Consider the following 23082-nt stretch of genomic DNA (forward strand, 5'->3'; position numbering starts at 1 on the left):
ATCCAAAACATGAGCCAAAATTTTGATAGAAGAACCGCACTAAAAGGCCTTATAGCTGGTACTGTGGCTATAGGAATTCCTAGTTCACTTTCGGCTATGGCACAGACTGTAGAACCCCATACCTCTGATTTTATGACCAAAGGAAAAATAAACCATTCCGTAGCGCGCTGGTGTTTTGGCGATATGGAACTCGAAGCGCTTTGTATTGCAGCCAAGAAAATAGGCATCACAGGCATTGATTTGGTGGGTCCCAAAGACTGGCCCATCCTACAAAAACACCAATTAGTATCGACCATGTGCAATGGCGCCGAATTGAATCTCGTAGACGGATTCAACGATACTAAATTTCATGACCAACTCATAAAGAATTACACTGCTATGATTCCGTTAGTGGCTCAGGCGGGCTATAAAAACCTGATTTGCTTTAGTGGCAACCGCAGAGGCAAAACCGATGAAGAAGGCTGGAACAATTGTTTAAAAGGCTTGCAAACCTTGATTCCGTTGGCCGAAAAATACCAAGTAACCTTAGTGATGGAGTTGCTCAACAGCAAAATCGATCACAAAGATTATCAGTGCGACAGAACGTATTGGGGCGTAGAATTGGCCAAAAGAATCAATTCGCCACATTTCAAGCTCTTGTACGATATCTATCACATGCAAATTGATGAAGGCGATGTGATTCGCACCATAAAAGAAAACCACCAGTACATTGCCCACTTTCACACGGCGGGCGTACCGGGCCGCAACGAAATAGACGAAACCCAAGAACTTAATTATCCCGCCATCATGAAAGCCATTGCAGCCACTGGATTTACAGGTTTTGTGGGACAAGAATTTATGCCGAAACAAAAAGATAAAATGGCCGCTTTGCAACAAGCCATCACCATTTGTGATATTTAACACCTAAAAACGAACCATCATGATCAAGCGTAGAGATTTCATCATCAATAGTGGGTTGGCCTTGGGCGCCGTTGCCCTAGCTCCTTCCCTAGCCTTTGCGGCAAAATCTAAAAATATCGGAATTCAATTGTACACCTTGCGCGAAGCCTTTTCCAAAGATGTCAAAGGCGTGCTAGAACACGTTGCCAAAGCCGGCTACAAAGAAGTAGAAACCTACGGATTTGCGGGCGAAAAGGGCTTTTTTGGCACCTCGCCCAAAGACTTTAAAAAAATCCTAAACGACAACGGACTCAAAGCACCTAGTGGGCATTATGATTTCAAAACGTTTATCAAAGACAACAATGCCGACTTCCTCAAAGCCTCCATCGAGTGCGCCAATCAGTTGGGAAGCGACTATGTGGTGATTCCGTGGCTAGAAGACGCTTTGCGTAGCCAATTGGACGACTACAAACGTATCGCCCAAAAAGCCAACGAAGCCGCACTTTTGTGTAAAAAAGCAGGACTTAAACTGGCCTACCACAACCACGATTTTGAATTCACGAAATTTGGTGACCAAACCGGTTATGGCATTTTGCTACAAGAAACTGACAAGCAATTGGTCGATTTTGAATTAGATTTGTATTGGGTAGTGCGCTCCGGCAATGACCCTTTGCAGTTGTTCCAAAACCATGCTGGCCGCTTCACCATGTGGCACGTTAAAGACATGGACAAAAACAATCCCGCTTGGAATGCCGAAATTGGCGAAGGCAACATCAATTTCAAAGCCATTTTTGCACAAGCCAAAGCCTCAGGCATGCAGCACTTTTTTGTGGAGCAAGAAACCAACTACTCTCCCAACCCAATGGAATCCATCAAAACAAGTTGCCAGTACGTTAGTAAGCAATTGCTATAAAATATTTCCCTTTATTATTTAGGCATGACCCCGATGTACACGAATGTGTCAAAAACACGACAGTGCTACATCGGGGTCGCGCTGTACGCTATATCTCTTGGGGCGAACCCCGCCTCAAGAGGATGCCGCTCCCATCGCTCATGCGAAGTAAGTCGGCAGTTTGCAGAAGGCAGAAGGCGGTTTTCAGAAGGCAGATTTAAAGATGGAAAACAGGACGCTATATTTTAGAGAATCGTTGTGTTTTTTGAGGGGAAACGGTTATATTTGAAGGAATGAAGTTTGATTTAAAATTTTAACTAAAGGCAAACCAAAATTTAAATGAGATGGAAGAAATAATCATTATTGACAAACAAAAATATATAAATGAAAATTATCCTTTTGGTAATATTCCAGAAATAACAAGCGAAATATGTTGTATCCATTGTGATACAATTTATAAAGTTGAAGAATATAAAGTTTTTAGGGATGAAGATGGAGATGAATTTATTTGTTGCCCAAATGCACCTGATTGTGATGGAACAGTCATAGATTGGATTCCAATTGGCTAAAATAATTAAACAGCTAAATGATTAAAAACATAAATTACTATAAACGTGACTAAATTTCATTCTATTTGCCCGATAAATATAGTGCGGGAAAGTTGTGGGAAATGTGACCAAAAATCTAGAAAATACGAACTAAGATATTAAAGAAGATAAAAAATGACCAATGTATTAGAATTAAAAACAATAAATGAGTTATTAAAATATAACTTTTTTATTCCATCTTACCAAAGAGGATATAGATGGAGTGAAAATGAAATAATCGATTTATTAAATGATATTTCAGAATTTAAACCAAGAGAAGTTGAAAACTCAAACGATAAGACTTGGTATTGTCTTCAACCTATTGTAGTAAAAAAAATAAACAATAATTTATTTGAAGTTATTGACGGCCAACAAAGATTAACTTCAATTTATCTTATTTTATTCAGATTAAATCAATTCTCAGCAGAAGAACATCGAGAAACATTATTTGAATTAGAATATGAAACAAGGAAAGAATCTTCAACTTTTTTAAAGGAATTAGCTAATTTAAATGATGACAATTTAGAATATCAAAATATTGATTTTCACTATATATTTCAAGCTTATAAAGCTATAAAACAATGGTTTGCAGATAAAGGTAACTCTTTTAACAGATATGAATTCTTATCAAATTTTCAATATAACACAAAAGTAATTTGGTATGAAAATTTAGAAGAAGATTCTATTTCAATTTTTACACGTATAAATATTGGAAAAATTCCATTAACAAATTCGGAATTAATAAAAGCATTATTTTTAAATAGCTCAAATTTCGAAGATAGAAATAAAGAAAAAGTTAAATTAAGACAACTTGAAATTGCCACTGAATGGGATTTTATAGAACAATCTTTGCAAAGAAATAGATTTTGGTACTTCTTAAATGGAAAAGAAAAATCTGTAAACAGAATAGAATTTATTTTTGATTTAATGAACGATGAAGATGATAAAAATGATAAATATTCAATTTTTAGATTTTTTAATAAAAAGTTTCTCAATAAAACCAAAAGTACTATTGATAATAATTGGCAAGAAATTAAACAAAGGTTTCAAAGATTTAGCGAATGGTATGAAGAAAGAGATTTATATCATAAAATAGGCTACTTAGTTTGTATTAACCATAAAACTATAAAGGAGTTATATAATAAATCAATTGATTTCACTAAGTCAGAGTTTAGAGATTATTTGGACATTTTAATTAAAGATAGTGTTAAAAATATCGATTTAGAAAATTTACAATATGATGACAAAGAAAATGTTAAGAAAATATTATTACTGTATAATATTTTAACATTATTGAAAAGTAAAGTTGATAATTCTTATTTCCCTTTTGATTTATTTAAAAATGGAAAATGGGATATTGAGCATATAGCTTCAATTAAAGACCCAAATAATATGCCCGACAAAAATAGAGAATTATGGCTTAGCGAAGCTTCCACATTTATTGATACAGCATTTAAAGGTGGTTCAGAATTAAAAACTGAGACTACTAAATTTACTGATTTCAGAGATGATGATAAATTTAGATTATTATATGAAGATGTTATATCGCATTTTAATAATGATTTTATAGAAGAGGACACGAATCATATTTCAAACTTAACTCTTTTAGATTCAGAAACAAACAGAAGTTATAAAAATGCTGTTTTTCCAATAAAACGTAAAACTATAATCGATAGAGATAAGCTTGGTGTCTTTATTCCAATTTGTACTAAAAATGTATTTTTAAAATATTTCAGTGAATATCCTCCAAAAATATCTTTTTGGACACAAGAAGATAGAGAAAATTATGAAAAAGATTTATTCAATGTTTTAGAAGATTACTTAAAAAAATAAATTAAATGGACAATAATTATAATCACGACTCAATCACTTTTTTTGACTTAATAAAAAGTCAGGACAAAATTGAAATACCAATAATTCAAAGAGATTATGCTCAAGGAAGAGAAGACAAAAAGGAAATCAGAGATAACTTCTTAAATGCAATTTATGAAAATATCATTCAAGAAAACAATTTAAAATTAGATTTTATTTATGGTAGTAAAGTTGATAACATCTACCAACCTTTAGATGGACAACAACGTTTAACAACATTATTTTTATTACATTGGTATGCATCCATAAAAGAGGATAAAATCAATGAAGCTCAAGAAATACTTCTAAAATTTAGTTATGAAACAAGAATAACTTCAAGAGAATTTTGTGAAGCCTTAGTTAAAAACGATGTTATTATTTTATCTGAAAAAGAATTAGAAATTAGTTATCAAATAATAAATTCCAAATGGTTTTTTCTCTCTTGGAGAAATGACCCAACAATAAACTCAATGTTAAGAACATTAGATGCTATTCATAATAAATTTTACTTAGTAGAAAATATTTGGGAAAAATTAACTGTCAAAAATTTAATTTCTTTTTATAACATAAATCTTGATAACATTGGTCTTACCGATGATTTATATATTAAAATGAATGCCAGAGGGAAATTATTAACTCCTTTTGAAAATTTTAAGGCAAGTTTTGAAAAATATATTTCTGATTCTAAATGGGAACTTAATTTAAATCCTACACAAACTCTTGCTTTTAAAATTGACACTAAATGGACAGACTTTTTTTGGTCAAATTTTAGAAAAAACAACAAAATTGATATTGCTCTAATGAGATTTATATCAAGCTTATTAATGTATCGATTAGCAATTGAAAAAAACAATAATAGGATTCAAAATATTAGAAGCATTCAAGATAATCAAAATAACATAAAAATAAATTTTATAACACTAGAAAGCTATAAATACATATATAATGTTTTTGAACTATACTCTGAAAAATATAACAATTTAGATTTATCTATTAATTTTCCATTATTTAGCCATAATCCTAAATTAAACTTTTTAAAAGAAGTAGTTTTTGAAGAAAATGTTTTTTCTCCTAATGTCAATAGCGCATCATACTCTCAAAAAGTTTTGTTATTTGCTCAGATTGAATATTTAATCAATAATGAGAATTTTGATAAAGATAAATATTTAGATTGGCTAAGAGTAATAAGAAATATAATTGCTAGAGGAAGTGTTGAAAAAGGAGGTAAAAGACCTGATATAATTAGAAGTCCTGAAACTTTTGATGGTGTAATTAATCTAATTTTAGAATTATCAGAAGGCTGTGATGATATTTATAAATTTCTTTCAGCAAAAGAAAAATTTAGTTCAGCTTTTGCAAAAGAACAAATTGAAGAGGAAAAAAATAAAGCAAAATTGATTATTAAATATCCTGATTTCAAAAGTGCAATATTTGAAATGGAAGATTTAGTATTCTTTAAAGGACGTATTGATTTTGCTTTTAAATGTATTAGTTATAATTATAATTTAGACAATTTTGATATTGATTCGTTTGTCAAAATTAAAGATATTATAATTAAATATTTTGGAAATGATGAAAATAATAATGATTTCTCAAATGATATAAGAAGAGGTTTATTGACAATTGAGGTAAACAATAATTATAATTTTTATGATTATTGGTGGTCAAGATGGTACGTCGTTGATTCAATAAAAAGATGTTTAATTGAAAATTTTAGAGAGTTAGAGTATTACATATATAATACAGACTATTCTTTATTTTTAAACAAATTATTAAATAAATTGAAATTTGAATCTCTTGATAATATTATTGATAATTTTATTCCACCAGCTAATATGCCCAATTGGAAAGTAAGATTAATCAAAGAAAAAGATTTATTAGATAAACAAAGTAAATCAAACTATATAGCAATTGACGATCAAAATAAAGTTTGCTATCTATTAAGGAGTAAAAGACCTAGAGATATAGCAGGATGTATCGAAATAAATTAAGATACTTCACATAAGCGATTTTAAGAAATTGTGTTTTTAGAACTTACTTTAAAGTTTGTTTTGTATTTGGTATGATTTGACAAATCTGAAGAATGGGGCTTTGTTTAGTCTAAAACCCACTGAATAACAAGAACTTTGATAACAAGTTTAAAAACAAACTTACTTAAACATGAAGAAATTAATTCCATACTTGATATTGTTGATTCTACTCGGCTGTAAAGATTCAGAAATCATTAAGCATAAAGCAAAAAAAATAGAATTTGATAAGATTGACACTTTATACTTTAAAAGCTTTAATGCTGAAAAAAGTGAATTTTCACTATTAATTTTTGGCGGAGGTTATTTTAATTCTAAATTGTTGTAGTACCAGAACTCAAGCGACCAACTAAAAAATAACAGATATAAAAATTGATAAATTCTAGCAAAATATTTTCCGAAATACAACTTATAAATAATTCTATATTTAAAGTTTGCGGAATACAACTTGAAAACTTAGCAATTGAAAAAGAAAGTCAAGAATATTTTGCTCATAATTTTGAACTGAATAGACAAAAAGTGAAATTCAGAATGGCGAAAATTACGCCAACTAAGACTGGGCAATTTGTAACAATTTGGAAGCGGAATGAAAACGGTATAACTGAACCGCATAATGTTGACGACGAATTCGAATTTTACTTAATTGCAACTCGTCAAGCAGAAAAGTTTGGAGTTTTCATTTTCAACAAAACAGTTTTGAGCGAAAATAAAATTTTGACAAGTAAAAAAGGGGAAGGAAAACGTGGAATTAGAGTTTATCCAAATTGGAGCGTAACAGAAAATAAACAAGCACAAAAAACTCAAAATTGGCAAACAAAATATTTCGTAGAAATTGGAAACAGAATCGAAATTGACATAAACAAGCTAAAAAAGTTACTGAAAATAAATTAAGAAAATCACTTATATTTAGACGAAAAAGAAAACTAACCGTACAAAAAGAATACAAAACAAATAGAAAAGCATCAATTCAAAATCGATGATTTTAATTTTATAATCATTTAGTTTTAAACATCTATAAAAAAGTTAGTTAGAATTAAAACAAATTAAAGAATGAGAAATAACATGATTAAAATTACAGTACTGGTATTTTTAATATTTTTAAGTGCTTGTAAAACTGTGAAGTCTGAAACAAAGAAGAATAATCCTTTAGCAGAAGAGAATCTTTACTTTGGACATAAACCACCAGGATTAACCCCCGAAATTTTTGTTCCTAAAAAGAGCACCTCTCAAGATTGGGAATTATGTAATGCAGACTCTTTGAATATGGATGAATTTTATTTTACATATCAAGGTAACGACCCGTTTGAGCCTCTCGTTGTTGTGTATCGTAATGAAGGTAGCTATTACAAGGTTAATAAGTATAACTTTAAACATAATCCTAGCGATAGTAACATCTTATACTCTAGATGGAACTACATAGAGCGTACAGATTCTGGTTGGTCCAAAATTAAAAGCCTAGGTCCCATGTTTGATAGGGAAGATTTAGGTATTATGGTGATGTCAGTATCTTCTAAAGGCACTCTTGTTTTTGACGATTATAAAAGTAATGTCGGAATCCGTATATCAAGGATTATAGACGGAAAGCATGAAGAACCAAAACTACTCGGTAAGGGGATTAACTCAGGGGAATTGACAGCCCACCCCTTTATAGCACCTGATGAATCCTACTTAATATGGGATAGTGAGAGAGAAGGTGGACATGGCAAGTCCGACATTTATATCAGTTTTCGACAGCAAGATGGCTCATGGGGTTCAACTATCAATATGGGAGATAAGATAAATTCAGAACTAGTAGAAAACGGTGCAAGATTAACACCTGATGGAAAATATTTGCTTTTTGAAAGGTCAGAAGAAAAAGTAAGGGAAAATGGAAGCACATATTGGGAGTCAAAAAAATATTGGGTTGATTCTAAAATTATTGAACAGCTAAGATCTCAGCAATGATCTTATGTAAAAATGTAAGAGTATAAAATATAACTACCGCCAACACAAGTAGCTGTTGCGCAACTCTCTTAAAAAGCAAATTTTCAAAATCAGCATAAAAAAACAACCTCGTTTAAGGATATTTAAACGAGGTTTATTTTTGGTTTTGAGTTGTAGTTTTTAAAAAAGTAAGGCTGCTATCAAAAAGCACTAGACTTGTTTTTTTATGTTTAGACAACACATTTTTAAAGCCTTCTAAGGCTCTAATTTTTTGGAAAGTAAACCAAATTGCTTTTCACCGTAAATTATATTTTTGTAGTTTAAATCAACTATATTTACCTTAAAAACAACAAAAAACGAAGGTTTTTAGATAAACTGACGTTAGTGGGAAGCTATCCGAAAACAGCAAAAAAATCAATTCAAAAAGATAGAATCATCGAACAGCAAGAAAAATTATTTAGACATTTTGAAAACTACATCAAGTTAAACGATGGATTAAAAGCGGCATTAAGTAACAAAATAAGTTTTGTTTCTTTCAAAAAAGGTGAAATAATTCATCATGCCGACAAAATATGTACAAAATCATATTTTATTCAAAAAGGTTTGTTCCGTATTTATTTTATTAAAGATGGAAAAGAAATTAGCGAATATTTTCCAGCAGAGGGAGAATGGAGTAATTCGCCTAGAAGTTTTAGAACAAGAGCAATTGATATATATTATATTGACGCCATAGAAGATACTGAGGCATTATGTTTAGATGTAGATGATTTAATGTTTTTATTTGAAAGCTTTCCAGAAATGGAACGGTATGCCAGATTATCAATGGGTACCGTTTTTGGTCATTTTATGGAAAGAATTACATCCATGCGGTTTACAACAGCTAAAGAAAAATACAATCACTTTATTAAAACCTATCATGACATTCATCATAGAATACCTCTTGGAATGATTGCTTCTTATTTAGGCATTACCCAAGAAACCTTGAGTAGAATTAGGGCCGAAAAATGATTTTTTGATATAGGTCAAATGCTATTACATTTATTTGCTTCAACTTTGTCGAAACTTTTAAATTTAAAAAATGAATATTTCAAAATTAGTATTTATAGCATTTTTTACCATTAGTTCAATTTCTATACATGCACAAGACACTATTAGAGTAAAAAATATTGAAGCCATTTTATATCTCGGAAAAGGTAAAAAACAGCCTTTAATAGTTGGGTTGGGTGGCTCAGAAGGAGGAAACGCTTGGACAAGCGATTATTGGAAAAAAACTCGAAATAAATTTATAGAAAAAGGCTATGCGTTTTTAGCAATTGGTTATTTTGGCTGTAAAAATACGCCAGCTATTCTAGACAAAATTGCAATTGAAGATGTACACAACGCTATACAAGAAGCATCAAAAAACAAAAAAATAAACAAGAAGAAAATTGCTATTGTTGGTGGTTCTCGCGGTGCTGATTTAGCACTATTAATCGGAAGTTATTATAAAAACATCAAATGCGTCATTGGTTTGGTTTCAAGTCATGCTGTTTTTCCTGGACACACTCAAGAGTTTAATTCCTCTTGTTGGACGTTTCAAGGAAAACAACTTCCATTTGTACCTGTAAATGACGAAGCAGTTCCTTTTTTAATGAAAAGAGATTTGCGTGGTACATTTGAAGCAATGTTAAAAGATTCTGTTGCAGAAGAAAAAGCATTAATAAAAGTAGAAAATATAAAAGCACCAATTTTATTGCTTTCAGCAACTAAAGACGAAATATGTCCTTCAACACCAATGGCTGAAAAAATAATAAGACGATTAAAATCATTTCATTTTAAATACCATTTCAATCATATTTCTATCGAAGGAAGTCATTCTGAACCGCTGAACCACTTTGATTTAGTTTTTGATTTTTTAGAAAATAATTTTAGATAAAATAAAGTTAAATAAAAAAAGTTAGCCATTAACGTGAGATTTATCTGTACAGCCTACAACCTGCGCAGACACTTAAACTTAATTCCCCAAATGAGTTCAAACAATACCTAAAAGCATTGGACTTATTTTTTTATGTTCATACAACTCTTTTAAAGCCTTTTGTTTTTCTATTTTCTGGGCAGTAAACCAAATTACTTTTTACCGTAAATTATTTTTTTGTAGTTTAAATCAACTATATTTACCTTAAAAATAAGAAAAAACGAGGTTTTTTAGAGAAACTGGAGTTAGGCATTATTTTAGAACAACAGAAAACTAAAAACATATAAATTTAAAAAATGAAATTGAGGCAATTATTTTTAGGATTAATAATTTTAGGATTTTTATCATTCAATATTATTGAAAAAAAATCATTTGAGTTTATTTATCCAAAACAAAAGGACGTTAAAATAAGTTTATTGTCAGAGCATTTCAAAAAATTTGACAAAGAATGGAGAGGTTCTGACTATTATTACTTTGCTGAAAAAGATGGTTTTATTTGTTCTGTTTTATTTTACAAACTTAATGAACAAGAAAGGATCTCTTTAGTTGATCTACCAAAACTAGAATTAGGTAAAAAAATTAAAGAAGCAGGAAAAGAATTTCCCGAAAATTCTCCTTTGTTTGCTTATTCGTATTTTAAAAATTATTCGAACTTAAAAAATATGGAAACGAATGATAAAAGTTGGGGAGAAATGACAGATGATTTTATGTTTAGAGAAAACGTAATACATATCGAAGGAACTAAATTTACTCAAAATCATATGTACGGATATGCAATGTTTGGAAATGATATATTTGTAAACGTACATTTATCAAAAATGAATTGTACAGAAGATGAAATATTAGAAATGAAAGAAATTTTAAATTCACTAAAAAAAGAGAATAAATAAATAAAACAATTCCTAACAGGCACCACAACGGATTTACTTCATCTTTTGGACTTGAAGCCTCGGTTGGGCAATTGACTTAATGGAAAGTTATTTTTGTATTTGGAAGATTTGGCAAATCCGAAAATTGGGCATAATTTAGTATAAAACCCACTGTAGTAACAGAGCATTATATCCCATTTCCGAACCTACATATTTCATAGAAAATGAAACTAAAACTTCCAATTATTATTATTTTATTACTCACATTTATTTCATGTAATAGAAATATTTATGGAATATATACTAGTGGATATTTGACAGACAAAAGCTCATTACTTCAAATCAGAATAGATTCAAACTATACTGTTGAGAAAAATGAAATTCATACAATCAGAATTGACTCTAAAGGGACATGGAAAAAAGAAGATGGAAAGATAATTTGCTACTTTCATCCAACAGATACAGGATTTCCAGCCGATACTATGAATTTGAAAATTATTGGAAGTAATATGTACATTGAAAAAAAAGGAACAACCAACAATAAAGGGGTTTACTTGAAAAAAGTAAAATAAGGTTGTTTAAAATCGAAAAAGAAACAGCATATAAGAGCTACAACGGATTTGGGCAATTGACTTAATGGAAAGTTGGTTTTGTATTTATGTCCCAAAGTCTCACTTCAGGATAGTAAATCCGAAAATAGGCTTAATTTAATTCCAAACCCACCGTAATATCAGTACATTAGACACAAGCTAAAAGAACACCTTAAGTGAAAAAAGACAACTCTATTCAAAATATAACAATTGCGTCTGTAAAACGTTCAGCGATGGATATTGACACTTGGAAATATTCAAAAATAGTCACAGCTGAAACTGAAAATAAATATATTGACTTCGAATTGGATAAAAATGAGCTTCCAATCTTTGAAATAAAAAGTCAAACTAAACATACTTTAATAACAACTCGTCAAATTTTAGAAATAGAAAACAACAAAATTAAATCAATTGATTTTAAGTTGATTGATGATGTTATTTATGGAGATTTTAAAGGTAATCTACATAAACCAAAGTTATCAATCTTTAGAATTGTTGATATTTACGGAGAACAAATAGATTTTCAAATGGAAACTGGAAAAGCATCAATTGGGTTAATTAAAAGTATAAATACTGTTATAAATTTAAAAGGGGAATCTTTAAATGAATAGTAAAACTCAAAAATGTGACGAATGTAAAAGTCTTTACTTTTCAGAATCATCGAAAATGACCTCATTATGTCCTGAATGCTCATTTTATTTGTATGGAAAGAAAAATTGCGAACACAAATTTGAAAATGGTAGATGTATAAACTGTTATTGGAATGGAAGATCATCCAAATATATTAATAATTTAAAAAGCGATAAATAGCTTGAACCTAACCGCTTCAATCAATTAATTTTAGTTTTTACTCAATTAAATTATAACGTTATGCGTTATAATGACATAAATAGTGTTAAAAAAGAATGAAAAAAAACAGTAAAGCAACTTTTTCGTGGATATTTATGATATTATTCTATTTGGGATATACATATTTCATTTTTGCTAAACCCAACATAATTGAAAGTAAAAACTTAATTGAAATTAAAGCAGAATTGGCTGAACTGCCAATTTATTATGAATCTACAGGAGACAATGTTCCTTCCCTAGATTTTAAAATTGTGGGTACACCAACTAATTTTACTATACAACCTTGTGGTTTACAAAACTTAAACTTGAGTCAATTTGAGAATATGAAATTTAGAGATTCAATATCATTTTTAACAAATAAGGAATCGACTCTATATGAAAAAATAGTAGATGAAAAAGAAGTGTTTTCTTTTGTTTTTCGAGAAAACAACTCTGAATTATTAAAACTAAGTGATTATAATATTTGTGAGAAGTCGGTTTGGAAAGAATTCTTTATATTAACATTCTTGATGATTGCCTCATTGATATTTAGTCTTTTTCGAAAAAATGAAGCCACATTGACGAAGGAGAATTAAACATAAAATAATTAGATGAATAGAGGAACTAAAAACTCAATATTAGCAATTATACTTGGAATTATACTTTTGTTAATTTCTTTAACTTTATTTAGGGTTGTTTTAGGTGGTTTTGGATTTTTACTTGCATTAAGCCTCATATTTTTCGGCTTAATTTATTTAATAATTTCTATTATCCATAGAAACTAATTTTTTTTCAAAATAATAACAAAAAAGCAGGCCAAAATTGATCAATAAAATTAGAGAATTGTAAAAATATGGAAAACCTAAATACTTTAGAGAATCAATTTGGAGTTGGTAAAGCTGAATTTTCTACTGGAATTGTATATAATAAATTCAATTCTACCCAAACCAATTGTAACAACAGAAAGCTCTAAATCAATTATTTCCCCAAAACGCAAGAAGTATGATTCCAGAAATGATTAAGTTACTTGTAACAGTCATATGTTTACCCCTCGTTGGTTGCCTTATTTACTTCCTAATTTTTTATTATACTTGATATTGTTTCTTTGCTCTCAATAGTAGTTATTGAATTATTGCTATGAAGTAAATTAGAACTTTAAAGAATAAGTTTTTTGCTAAAATTTCAACGCTAAACGCTAATAAGTACTTCTTACTCAATAATCAGTTGGTTAGAGTAGTATATAAAAAATAACAATTCATAGTGTGTTTTACTCAAAATTTACTTTTTTTGTGTTTTATAAAAAATAGTTAAAGATGAAGAAAACATTACTTACTGGCGTTATTCTTTTAGGTACAATTTTAATAAGCCACTCACAAAACTCTTGCCTTACAGATGAAATGCAAAAAAAAGCAGTCTCAAAAGATTTGACTTTAGATAAAAAAATAGCCCCAAATAACACAAAATCACCTTCACTAGATATTGAAAAGTTCTTACTTTCCAAAGGATTTTCTATAGATAAAACGGGAGCATATAACGGAAAAATCTATACTATTCCTGTTGTGGTACATATTATAGTACCTAATAATGAAGCTGTTGGAACCCAATTTAACCCCTCAGATTTAGAAATTGAGACATGGATAGATAACTGCAATAAAATACTTAATACTACTTATGGGGATTTTGTTTATCCAGAAGGAAATGGACTTTTGGATGGAACTGTAATGCCATTCAAACTTGCTTTAGCCAAAAGAACCGAATCATGCGAAGCTACTACTGGAATTATTAGACATTATGCTTCAGGAACTACATTACCCAATTATGCAACCTATGGTTTGGATGATGCTAAAGGGGTAACAGCAGATCAAGTTAGAACTTTTGCGCCACATTGGCCTGAAGCTTCTTATTTTAATATCTATGTTATAAATGGTTTTAAAGGGAACTTCAATGGAGGGGATACGGGTTTTAGTGGTTTGCCTAAAAATGAGGACAAAAGTTATGACGCTTTTATGACTTGTAGAGTTGCAACCAAACTTAATGCTTTTAATATTAGCATTTTACCTCACGAAATAGGCCATGCCGTGGGATTAGAACATACGTTTGGCAAAGATTATGATTTTACTACCTCACCTTGTCCTGTTGCAGAAACAGCACAAAACTGCCTCACTGTTAATGACTATGTTTGCGATACAGCTCCATGTAAACCCTATCTTAATCCTCTCCCAGACAACACTATTATCAACCCATGTACAGGGAGTACTTATGATGGTATACAATACAACATGATGGGGTACAATAGTGGAAGAAAATTCACCCTTGGACAAAGAGAGCGAGCTATTACAGAATTTTTAGGATCACGTGAAAATCTAACACTCTCTTTGGGAGCAACACCAATAGAAGACAATTCTGGTGGAGGTATCGTAAGTAATGCTTCGTGCGAAATCACTTCAACCAACAATGCCTCTAATTTTTGGTTGGGTCCTACTCTGATTCAATTAGGCACTATTAATAATGTTTCACTTCCTAGAAAGACTTCTTCACAGGTCTTTTATACTGATTTTACTAAAAAAAACTGTATTGATCCCAACGTTTATACCGATTTGACCATTGGACAAGCTTACACATTACAAATAGGAATTGTAGGGAATTCTCAATATATCAATGCTTGGATTGATTACAATAACAATGGTTCATTTGAAGCTTCGGAACTTGTTGCTACTTCTGGGACAAAAATTGCTCCAACAAATGGGTTTAATACAAATACAATGTGGTCTGCCACAATAACACCGCCATCAACCGCAACTATAAACAAACCTTTGCGATTAAGAGTGAGAACTGGTGATGAAATAGGAGCCTGTGATGCAACAAAAGATGGGCAAGTTGAGGATTATACAGTAACCTTAAGACCTTCTTTAGGAATTAAAGAACAAATTGCGGAATCAAAAAATATAATTTGGTACTCAAAAAATGACAATAAACTAATATCAAATAGTGTTTTGGGTAACTATAGAATATTTGATATTTCAGGGAGATTAGTGCAAGAAGGAAATAATGATTCCAAAGAAACAATCTTAAATTTTAGCCCAATAGGTGTTTATATTTTTCAGAACGAAAAAATAAACATGAAATTTACAAAACAATAAATTATTTGTATTGACCATACTATTAGATTCTAAATAATAAGATGATGAATATCTAACTTTTGAAATATCAATAAGGGTCAACTTTCCTAATAATTTAAATCCAAATAAATCCCGTTCCAAAAGCGCCCATGATGCGTGATGGAAGCGGGATTTTTTGCTTGAGTTACGGGATGAGTCCAATAAGGAATTCCGTTTTCTTTACCAATCGTGGCTTCGGGTGACAACACTTGTATTTTAGAAAAAAAAGCCGCATCACTAACGGCTATTGTATACATGCTACTCTTTTTTATTTCGGTACGAGTACTGTAAATTTGGTTTTGGATGGCAACGGTCCCTTCAAAAGTGTCGTTAACACTACAAGCAAATTGCAACGGGTTAAAGGCTCGAATTTGCGTTTGGCGATTGAAAATTTTATACGCAGCTTCTTTTCTAGTCCATAAATTCCAAACCATCTGTTCTGGATTTTCGGCAGTCCAAATCAGTTGTTGTTCTTGGGGCAAAAAAAGTTTATCTAAAAATCCTTTTCGCTTCCAAGCACTTTGCGAACGAGCTAAGTCCAAATCTACCACATCGTTTCCTATCATCAAGTGGCTAGGATTCGTTTAACTTGTTTTCAATAATTTCTAAAGCGGCTTTTACGGTAAGCATGCGTTCCATCGACGAATTATCAATTACGATTTCATATTTCTCTTCAATATCCAAAACGATATCCACTAAATTTGCTGAATTGATTTGTAAATCTTTGATAAAATCAGTCTCTTTAGTCAGTGTTTCCAAGGCTTCTGAGTTTTGAATGTAAGGCTTAATGATTTGTTTAAGCTCTTCGATTCTCGTGTTTTGATCTGTGTTCATATACAATCGTTAAGTTGAATAATTTTAAGTTGTACTCCATTTTTTAAAAACAATACAAGCATTTACATCTCCAAATCCAAAACTTGCTTTAGCAATATACTTCATTTTTTTAGTAAGTGCAAGTTGTGGAATACGGCTCGTAGGTATCCACTCCAAAACTTCGGGATTCAAATCCTCGCAATTCAGGTTGGGAAAAATGAAATCATGATGGAGTTGCAAAACTGTAGCCACACACTCTATGCTTCCCGCAGCCGACAAACAATGTCCTACCATAGATTTTAAGGAGTTGATATACGGAAAATCATCTCCTTTTAGATTTAATGCTTGGCACCAATTCTCAATTTCAAAAGCATCTTTGGCGGTGGCGGTCAAATGTCCGTTAATCGCATCTAAATCGGTTGCTGCAATTCCAGCATTCACAAGCGCATCTGTAATACATTTTTGCACGGCGATTCCATTGGGTGCCGTCATAGAGCCTTGCCCTCTTTGTCCGCCAGAATTGCAGTTACCACCCATAATTTCGCCATAAATGGTGGCTCCGCGTTCCAAAGCTGAGTCCAAGTCTTCAATCACCAACGCTCCTGCTCCACTACTCGGGACAAAGCCCGAAGCCGTTGCCGAAAGCGGTCTAGAGCCTCGCTCGGGCTGATCGTTGTGTTTAAAAGTACAAACTTTCATCGCATCGAATCCGCCCCAGATATAAGGTCCCGAATCGCTAGTACTTCCCACGAGCATTCTTTTGGCTAATCCTGATTGAATGCGTTCGTAGCCCATCAAAATGCTTTCGGCACCTGTGGTACAAGCCGAAGAATTGGTCGTCACTTGATTGCCTAAACCCAGTTTTCCACCTAAATAAGCGCTAACGCCACTGTTCATAGTTTGTGCTACGGCAGTACTTCCCAACCGACGGGTTTGCCTATCGTCTATTTTATAAATACTCTCTCTAAATTTTTCAATGCCAGAAGTCCCTGTGCCAAAGATTGTACCGCTTTCCCAATCAGGAACATCATTGGTTTCAATGGTCAAACCAGCATTTTTCCATGCTTCCATCCCCGCGATAACACCATATAAAATTCCAGTTGCCTTAAAATTACGCAGCTCTAAAGAAGTAAAATACTCAAGCGCTAGTTCATCAGAAACTGAAGGTTTACCAGAAATTTGACATGAAAAGTCAAGACGTGTTAACTCAGGATCGTGTTGTATTCCTGAAATTCCATTTTGGATGGCTTGCGTAAAAGTGGGAACCCCTACTCCATTTGGAGCTACCACACCTAGTCCTGTAATTACTACTCTTTTTTTCATGGCAGCTTTAGTATAAAAACTCGAATCATTATTTAATCATACCCGCAATAAAACCTTTACAAACAGTTTCCTTCTTTTGATTTTCCATCCATACTTTGCATTTTAATTTCCCAAAACGGAAATATATTTTTTCAGAAAAAACAGTTACGGTCTCACTTGGAAAAACAGGTTTCAAAAAATCAATTTCACTTGATGTTAAAGCAATTACGCTATCCTTAGTAAAGCTATCATTTAGAATAAAAATTCCCAAGCAAACGACACCAATTTGTGCCATGGTTTCGGTCAAAATCACACCAGGTGTTACTGGATGATCTACAAAATGTCCTTTGTAAAAAGATAAATTCTCGTCATAACGATAAGTGCCTACTACACCACTTTCATCTATTTTTTCGATAGTATCAACAAACAAAAAAGGCTCTGAGTACGGTAATTTAGCTAGGATATCTTCTATTTTCATAGTTTAAAATTGTAATAAAACACGTTGTGCCGAAAAACCGGGACCAAAACTCAACATCAGTCCTTTGGTTCCTTTGGCGGGTTTTTTATTCATAATTGCTTCTAAAACATAAAGTACGGTTGCGCTGGACATGTTTCCATATTGACGCAAAACAGCTTTGGTTTCTTCAATGTCTTTGCCTAAGCCTTCAAAAAGTGTTTCCACCGTTTGAACAATCTTTTTACCACCAGGATGAAAAATCAAATAATCCATATCCGAAATCGACAATTGATATTGTGCTAAGAAAGGATGAATAATTACCGGAAAATGACTCGCAATAGTTTCAGGAACAGCACTATCGAGTACCATTTGCAAACCCGAATTGGTTAATTCAAAACCCATCATATGAATGGCATCATAAAAATGATACATTTCCTCACCAATGATTTCAGGCCCTTCGTCTGAATCATGTGAAGAAAGCAACACACAAGCGGCTCCGTCTCCAAAAATTGCTGCGCTTACAATATTGGCCATCGAATAATCATCGAGTTGAAAAGTGGCTGTGGGACTTTCGACTGCAATTACTGCAGCTCTTTTTCCGGGATTAGCTTTCAGAAAATTTTTAGCATAAATAATACCTGATACACCAGCAGCACAACCCATTTCAGTCACAGGCAAACGCACCACATCTTGTCGCAATTGCAAACTATTAATTAAATAAGCGTCAAGTGATGGAATCATAATTCCTGTACAACTTACGGTAATTATGTAATCAATGTCGGTCGCCTTCCATTCGGCTTGGAGCAATGCTTTTTGCAATACTTTCTCTCCTAATGTGATGACTTCACGTACATAAATGGCATTGCGTTCAGCGAAAGATGTTTTTGTAAATACCTCGATCGGATCCATGATAGAATAGCGTTTATCCACAGCCGCTCCTTCGAATATTTTTTTTACTTTTCGAATAAAACGCTCGTCTTGTCCTTCGAGCCAAGCATCCAAAAAAGGAATAATTTCTTCGGTAGCTTTTGAATAGCTAGGCAATTGTTTGGCTACGGTACAAATTTTTACACTCATAATTTTGAAATTATCCATTGGTATCTAAAAGCCCATCTCCAACGTATGGACCATGTACTAAATTTCATTTGAGTTGAAAAATGGATCAACTCTTCTTTGGTAAAACCTCTTAAAATAGAGGTTAATCCGTCTTCTCGTGACATCGTATTCAGACGAAAAACAAAACATAAAAGTTGGAATAGCCTATAGGCCAAGCTGCTTCGCTGCAAATCATTAATGATTATACCTAATCGGGCATTTTTATAAAACAACGGCAACAAATACTCTATTTCCTCATTTTTGAAATGATGTAAAGTCAGTGTGCACAAAAACAAATCTGCTTTTACTACTTGAAACGCAGCATCAAATATATCCTCACAACGAAAGGAAATGTTTTCATAATCAGCAGACAGCTGCTCGGCGTGATTCACTGTAAACCTATTGGCATCAATCCCGATTAATTCGAATACCAAACTCTTATTTTGTGCATACTGAGCTAAGGTACGCAACATGTCACCATTTCCGCACCCAATATCTACAATTGTGATGGTTTCATCACGAGAGACGTTTCCAAGTAACTGTTCTACACCACCGAGCGTGACTTTGTTACCACCTAAAAGTTGATTGATGGAAGCAATTTTATCCAAAGCCTCTCTGAGTTCTTCTCCTTCAAGAGAAAAATCATCCATAATTTCTGTAGAAGTAGTTCTGTATTTTGTGGGGACTCTAAAATTCATTTATGAAATGGGTGTACCATGAGTACGTTTGATGATTTGTTTGATAATAAAAGGAAAAAGGACAGCTACTTGGAGAACGATTAATGTTAGAATCGGCTGTTCTAAAATAGCACTCAAACTTCTTCCCATTCGTAATCGTGCTTTGAAATTGATATTCCAAGTTTCGGTATAGGCTAGTTCTAAAGTTGCTCTACTGCTTTTATATTGAAGGAAATCAATACTGGCTTCAGCCGCTATTTTGGCACTATGAATCGCCATAGCCATCCCGTTACCGCACAAAGGATGAATGAGACCAGCCGTGTCGCCTATCATCAGTATATGAGCTGAAACAGGCTCTTTTTTTTCAAAAGAAATTTGACTGATTGTTAATGGTTTCTCGAAAACAGGAACCGAGGTTTCAAAAATATGCTTCAATTTTTGATTTTTGAAGAGTACACCTTTTTCAAAATCATCTAGATTCTTATACAGCTTAAAATCTTTATAATGAGCAATATAACATATATTTATGCGGCCATTCTCTACTTTTGAAACACCACAATAACCGCCTTTAAAATGATACAACCCCACCACATCGTCTGGAAAATTACCTTGAAAATGATTTTTGACCGCTAACCAAGGTGATTGTTTTTGAATAAACGTTCTGTGCAAATAATAATCTAAATTGGCTCTTTTGCCAAAGGCACCTAAAACAATTTTGGCTGTATATATTTCTTGATTTTGCGTAGTGACGAAGAACTGATCCTCTTTAAAAACACAGGTTTCTACGGTATTTTTTATGATGTTACAACCATTTTCAATCGCTTTTTGATACAACATGTGATCTAAGGTATAGCGACTGATACCAAAACCACCCAAGGGTAATTTCTGATGTAAACTCGCACCGTATAAAGTCGCAAATTCTAATTGAGTAATCGAAGTTGGATGCGCATTTTGAATAGGAATTCCCAAAGATTCTAGATAAGGCTTGACTTCATTAGAAATATATTCGCCACAGACTTTATGTTTGGGATATTCGTTTTTTTCAATAATAACTACAGCAAATCCTTTTTGGGATAAGTGAATTCCAGCAGTCAATCCTGCTAAACCTCCCCCAATTATTACAATTTCTGTATTTACCATATGGGTAAATTTAATGAAATGTTTTGAATGCGATAGCTTATAAACTTTTATAAATAAAAAAAAACTGCTTTATCTTTTGAATAAAGCAGTTAGTGTGAATTATTTGATATACTAATTACAATCTATTGTTCTTAATTTCATCCACAATTTCTGGGTTTATCAACGTAGTGGTATCTCCAAAGTTAGAGAAATCGCCTTCTGCAATCTTACGTAAAATACGACGCATGATTTTTCCTGAGCGTGTTTTTGGTAAGCCTGTTACAAACTGAATTTTGTCTAATTTCGCAATTGGGCCAATATGATCGGTAATGATTTGGTTAATTTCCTTGATCAAGTTTTCTCTATCTCTAGATTCCCCTGATTCTTTCAGAATAACATAACCGTACAAGGCATTTCCTTTAATATCGTGTGGGAATCCAACAATAGCAGATTCTGCAACCGCTGGATGTTCATTTATAGCGTCTTCAATTGGTGCTGTTCCTAAATTATGACCAGAAACAATTACCACATCATCTACACGACCTGTGATTCTATAATAACCTACTTCATCGCGTAATGCACCGTCTCCCGTAAAGTATTTACCTGGGAAAGATGAGAAATACGTATCAACATAACGTTGGTGATCACCCCAAATCGTTCTAGCAATACCTGGCCATGGGAATTTGATACATAAACTTCCAACAACTTGATTACCTTCGATTTCGTTGCGTTTGTCATCCATCAAAACAGGCTGAATTCCTGGTAAAGGCAAAGTAGCATAGGTTGGTTTGGTTGGCGTTACAAAAGAAATAGGCGCAATCATGATTCCGCCAGTTTCGGTTTGCCACCAAGTATCCACAATTGGACAACGTTTGTCTCCAACGTGGTCATTAAACCAGTGCCAAGCCTCTTCATTGATAGGCTCTCCAACAGAACCAATAACTTTTAATGATTTAAGAGGGAAACGTTGTACATATTCTAAGCTTTCTTTAGCCAAAGAACGGATGGCTGTTGGAGCCGTATAGAATTGTGTAATTTTATGTTTTTCAATAGTTTCCCAGAAACGGCTAAAATCAGGATAAGAAGGAATTCCTTCAAAAATAACTGTGGTTCCACCGTTTAACAATGGACCATAAAGTGTGTAAGAATGTCCTGTAATCCACCCGATATCTGCGGTACACCAAAAGATATCATTTTCTTCGTGATTAAAAACATTTTTAAAAGTATAGGAAGTGTATACCATATAACCCGCTGTAGTATGTACCATTCCTTTTGGTTTTCCCGTAGAACCCGAAGTATATAGGATAAACAAAGGATCTTCGGCATCCATTATTTCGGCAACATTATTATCTGATGCTTGATCCAAAAGAGGTTGTAGCCATTGGTCTCTCCCTGGTTTCATGCTAATTGGTGTCTCAATTCTTTTGGCAACCAAAACAGATTGTACCGAAGGGCAAGATTCTAAGGCTTCATCAATAATTCCTTTCAAATCAATGGTTTTATTTCCTCGATACCCTCCATCAGAAGTAATGACCATTTTGCATTCGCTATCATTAATTCTTGACGCTACAGCCGAAGAAGAAAATCCTGCAAAAATTACAGAGTGAATGGCTCCAATTCTAGCGCAAGCTAAAATCGAAACTGCCAATTCTGGAATCATTGGCAAGTAGATACAAACACGATCTCCTTTTGTAATTCCTTGTTCCCTCAATACATTAGCCATTTTGCAAACTCTTTGATGCAATTCGTTATAGGTAATGTGTTGTGCGGCTTCCTCTGGATTGTTAGGTTCAAAGATGATGGCATTTTTTTCACCTCGCTTGGCTAAGTGTCGATCAATACAGTTTTTGGTGATATTTACTTTCGCTTCGGTAAACCATTTCACTTCAGCCGTAGCCATATTAAAATCAACTACTTTATCCCAATATTGATACCAAGTAAAATTTTCTTCAGCAATTTTTCCCCAAAATTTTCTTGGTTCTCTAACCGATTTATTATAATGTTTAAAATATTGTTCTAAATTTTCGATTTTAAAATAACTCATCTTTTTTAATTTTTTGC

Annotated in this window: 23 protein-coding genes; 15 read left to right on the forward strand and 8 right to left on the reverse strand. The window is 32.6% G+C overall.

The features are described from left to right. The first annotated feature begins 9 nt into the window (after positions 1–9). From WFZ86_RS12785 to WFZ86_RS12855, 15 genes are all read left to right on the forward strand, one after another. Positions 10–900, forward strand: a complete 891-nt coding sequence (locus tag WFZ86_RS12785) for a hydroxypyruvate isomerase family protein (protein ID WP_342692280.1) — start codon at positions 10–12, stop codon at positions 898–900. A gap of 19 nt (positions 901–919) precedes the next feature. After that, entirely contained in the window at positions 920–1792 is an 873-nt protein-coding gene (locus WFZ86_RS12790) for a sugar phosphate isomerase/epimerase family protein (protein ID WP_342692281.1), read from the forward strand. Positions 1793–2115: 323 nt separating this feature from the next. Beyond that, the gene (locus tag WFZ86_RS12795) at positions 2116–2340 is read left to right on the forward strand and encodes a hypothetical protein (protein ID WP_342692282.1); all 225 of its coding nucleotides are present in this window, start codon (positions 2116–2118) and stop codon (positions 2338–2340) included. Positions 2341–2493: 153 nt separating this feature from the next. Further along, complete coding sequence (locus WFZ86_RS12800; protein WP_342692283.1) at positions 2494–4191, forward strand: DUF262 domain-containing protein; 1698 nt, start codon at positions 2494–2496, stop codon at positions 4189–4191. 5 nt (positions 4192–4196) lie between these two features. Then, positions 4197–6200, forward strand: coding sequence for a DUF262 domain-containing protein (locus WFZ86_RS12805; RefSeq protein ID WP_342692284.1), 2004 nt, complete (start codon positions 4197–4199; stop codon positions 6198–6200). A gap of 169 nt (positions 6201–6369) precedes the next feature. Then, positions 6370–6564, forward strand: coding sequence for a hypothetical protein (locus WFZ86_RS12810; protein ID WP_342692285.1), 195 nt, complete (start codon positions 6370–6372; stop codon positions 6562–6564). 44 nt (positions 6565–6608) lie between these two features. Next, a complete protein-coding gene (locus WFZ86_RS12815; protein WP_342692286.1) occupies positions 6609–7127 on the forward strand; it encodes a MepB family protein in 519 nt (172 codons plus the stop codon). Between the two features lie 159 nt (positions 7128–7286). Beyond that, complete coding sequence (locus tag WFZ86_RS12820; protein ID WP_342692287.1) at positions 7287–8180, forward strand: TolB-like translocation protein; 894 nt, start codon at positions 7287–7289, stop codon at positions 8178–8180. Between the two features lie 363 nt (positions 8181–8543). After that, positions 8544–9167, forward strand: a complete 624-nt coding sequence (locus tag WFZ86_RS12825) for a Crp/Fnr family transcriptional regulator (protein WP_342692288.1) — start codon at positions 8544–8546, stop codon at positions 9165–9167. Positions 9168–9237: 70 nt separating this feature from the next. Next, the gene (locus WFZ86_RS12830; RefSeq protein ID WP_342692289.1) at positions 9238–10074 is read left to right on the forward strand and encodes an acyl-CoA thioester hydrolase/BAAT C-terminal domain-containing protein; all 837 of its coding nucleotides are present in this window, start codon (positions 9238–9240) and stop codon (positions 10072–10074) included. 335 nt (positions 10075–10409) lie between these two features. After that, positions 10410–11003: a hypothetical protein gene (locus tag WFZ86_RS12835; RefSeq protein WP_342692290.1), complete on the forward strand. Its 594-nt coding sequence runs from the start codon at positions 10410–10412 to the stop codon at positions 11001–11003. A gap of 203 nt (positions 11004–11206) precedes the next feature. Beyond that, complete coding sequence (locus WFZ86_RS12840) at positions 11207–11554, forward strand: hypothetical protein (RefSeq protein ID WP_342692291.1); 348 nt, start codon at positions 11207–11209, stop codon at positions 11552–11554. Positions 11555–11748: 194 nt separating this feature from the next. Beyond that, positions 11749–12183 carry a hypothetical protein gene (locus tag WFZ86_RS12845; protein WP_342692292.1) on the forward strand — a complete coding sequence of 145 codons (435 nt, stop codon included), beginning with the start codon at positions 11749–11751 and terminating at the stop codon, positions 12181–12183. A gap of 294 nt (positions 12184–12477) precedes the next feature. After that, positions 12478–12996: a hypothetical protein gene (locus tag WFZ86_RS12850; RefSeq protein ID WP_342692293.1), complete on the forward strand. Its 519-nt coding sequence runs from the start codon at positions 12478–12480 to the stop codon at positions 12994–12996. Positions 12997–13713: 717 nt separating this feature from the next. Then, positions 13714–15540 (forward strand): GEVED domain-containing protein, encoded by a 1827-nt coding sequence (locus WFZ86_RS12855; protein WP_342692294.1) that lies wholly within the window; start codon positions 13714–13716, stop codon positions 15538–15540. A gap of 86 nt (positions 15541–15626) precedes the next feature. On the opposite strand, the gene WFZ86_RS12860 is transcribed toward WFZ86_RS12855, so the two are convergent. From WFZ86_RS12860 to acs, 8 genes are all read right to left on the reverse strand, one after another. Continuing rightward, positions 15627–16124: a 4'-phosphopantetheinyl transferase family protein gene (locus WFZ86_RS12860; RefSeq protein ID WP_342692295.1), complete on the reverse strand. Its 498-nt coding sequence runs from the start codon at positions 16122–16124 to the stop codon at positions 15627–15629. A gap of 7 nt (positions 16125–16131) precedes the next feature. Continuing rightward, entirely contained in the window at positions 16132–16392 is a 261-nt protein-coding gene (locus tag WFZ86_RS12865) for an acyl carrier protein (protein ID WP_342692296.1), read from the reverse strand. 24 nt (positions 16393–16416) lie between these two features. Further along, positions 16417–17694 carry a beta-ketoacyl-[acyl-carrier-protein] synthase family protein gene (locus tag WFZ86_RS12870; RefSeq protein WP_342692297.1) on the reverse strand — a complete coding sequence of 426 codons (1278 nt, stop codon included), beginning with the start codon at positions 17692–17694 and terminating at the stop codon, positions 16417–16419. A gap of 28 nt (positions 17695–17722) precedes the next feature. Continuing rightward, entirely contained in the window at positions 17723–18151 is a 429-nt protein-coding gene (locus tag WFZ86_RS12875; RefSeq protein WP_342692298.1) for a 3-hydroxyacyl-ACP dehydratase FabZ family protein, read from the reverse strand. 3 nt (positions 18152–18154) lie between these two features. Further along, positions 18155–19207 (reverse strand): type III polyketide synthase, encoded by a 1053-nt coding sequence (locus WFZ86_RS12880; RefSeq protein WP_342692299.1) that lies wholly within the window; start codon positions 19205–19207, stop codon positions 18155–18157. Further along, positions 19204–19923 (reverse strand): methyltransferase domain-containing protein, encoded by a 720-nt coding sequence (locus WFZ86_RS12885; RefSeq protein ID WP_342692300.1) that lies wholly within the window; start codon positions 19921–19923, stop codon positions 19204–19206. Before WFZ86_RS12885 ends, WFZ86_RS12880 begins: the two co-directional genes overlap by 4 nt. Further along, positions 19924–21042: an NAD(P)/FAD-dependent oxidoreductase gene (locus WFZ86_RS12890; protein ID WP_342692301.1), complete on the reverse strand. Its 1119-nt coding sequence runs from the start codon at positions 21040–21042 to the stop codon at positions 19924–19926. A 115-nt stretch (positions 21043–21157) separates the two neighbouring features. Further along, entirely contained in the window at positions 21158–23065 is a 1908-nt protein-coding gene (gene acs, locus WFZ86_RS12895) for an acetate--CoA ligase (protein ID WP_342692302.1), read from the reverse strand. Between the last annotated feature and the right edge of the window lie 17 nt (positions 23066–23082).

This window comes from Flavobacterium polysaccharolyticum (assembly GCF_038739875.1).
GTDB lineage: Bacteria > Bacteroidota > Bacteroidia > Flavobacteriales > Flavobacteriaceae > Flavobacterium > Flavobacterium polysaccharolyticum.

Bases quoted from the DNA above. Each gene is read 5' to 3' on its own strand.
- WFZ86_RS12805 (WP_342692284.1), top strand. From the start codon at position 4,197: ATGGACAATAATTATAATCACGACTCAATCACTTTTTTTGACTTAATA.
- WFZ86_RS12865 (WP_342692296.1), bottom strand. From the start codon at position 16,392: ATGAACACAGATCAAAACACGAGAATCGAAGAGCTTAAACAAATCATT.
- WFZ86_RS12870 (WP_342692297.1), bottom strand. From the start codon at position 17,694: ATGAAAAAAAGAGTAGTAATTACAGGACTAGGTGTGGTAGCTCCAAAT.
- WFZ86_RS12835 (WP_342692290.1), top strand. From the start codon at position 10,410: ATGAAATTGAGGCAATTATTTTTAGGATTAATAATTTTAGGATTTTTA.
- WFZ86_RS12800 (WP_342692283.1), top strand. From the start codon at position 2,494: ATGACCAATGTATTAGAATTAAAAACAATAAATGAGTTATTAAAATAT.
- WFZ86_RS12795 (WP_342692282.1), top strand. From the start codon at position 2,116: ATGGAAGAAATAATCATTATTGACAAACAAAAATATATAAATGAAAAT.
- WFZ86_RS12855 (WP_342692294.1), top strand. From the start codon at position 13,714: ATGAAGAAAACATTACTTACTGGCGTTATTCTTTTAGGTACAATTTTA.
- WFZ86_RS12875 (WP_342692298.1), bottom strand. From the start codon at position 18,151: ATGAAAATAGAAGATATCCTAGCTAAATTACCGTACTCAGAGCCTTTT.
- WFZ86_RS12840 (WP_342692291.1), top strand. From the start codon at position 11,207: ATGAAACTAAAACTTCCAATTATTATTATTTTATTACTCACATTTATT.
- WFZ86_RS12885 (WP_342692300.1), bottom strand. From the start codon at position 19,923: ATGAATTTTAGAGTCCCCACAAAATACAGAACTACTTCTACAGAAATT.
- WFZ86_RS12850 (WP_342692293.1), top strand. From the start codon at position 12,478: ATGAAAAAAAACAGTAAAGCAACTTTTTCGTGGATATTTATGATATTA.
- WFZ86_RS12830 (WP_342692289.1), top strand. From the start codon at position 9,238: ATGAATATTTCAAAATTAGTATTTATAGCATTTTTTACCATTAGTTCA.
- acs (WP_342692302.1), bottom strand. From the start codon at position 23,065: ATGAGTTATTTTAAAATCGAAAATTTAGAACAATATTTTAAACATTAT.
- WFZ86_RS12880 (WP_342692299.1), bottom strand. From the start codon at position 19,207: ATGAGTGTAAAAATTTGTACCGTAGCCAAACAATTGCCTAGCTATTCA.
- WFZ86_RS12785 (WP_342692280.1), top strand. From the start codon at position 10: ATGAGCCAAAATTTTGATAGAAGAACCGCACTAAAAGGCCTTATAGCT.
- WFZ86_RS12820 (WP_342692287.1), top strand. From the start codon at position 7,287: ATGAGAAATAACATGATTAAAATTACAGTACTGGTATTTTTAATATTT.
- WFZ86_RS12860 (WP_342692295.1), bottom strand. From the start codon at position 16,124: ATGATAGGAAACGATGTGGTAGATTTGGACTTAGCTCGTTCGCAAAGT.
- WFZ86_RS12810 (WP_342692285.1), top strand. From the start codon at position 6,370: ATGAAGAAATTAATTCCATACTTGATATTGTTGATTCTACTCGGCTGT.
- WFZ86_RS12790 (WP_342692281.1), top strand. From the start codon at position 920: ATGATCAAGCGTAGAGATTTCATCATCAATAGTGGGTTGGCCTTGGGC.
- WFZ86_RS12890 (WP_342692301.1), bottom strand. From the start codon at position 21,042: ATGGTAAATACAGAAATTGTAATAATTGGGGGAGGTTTAGCAGGATTG.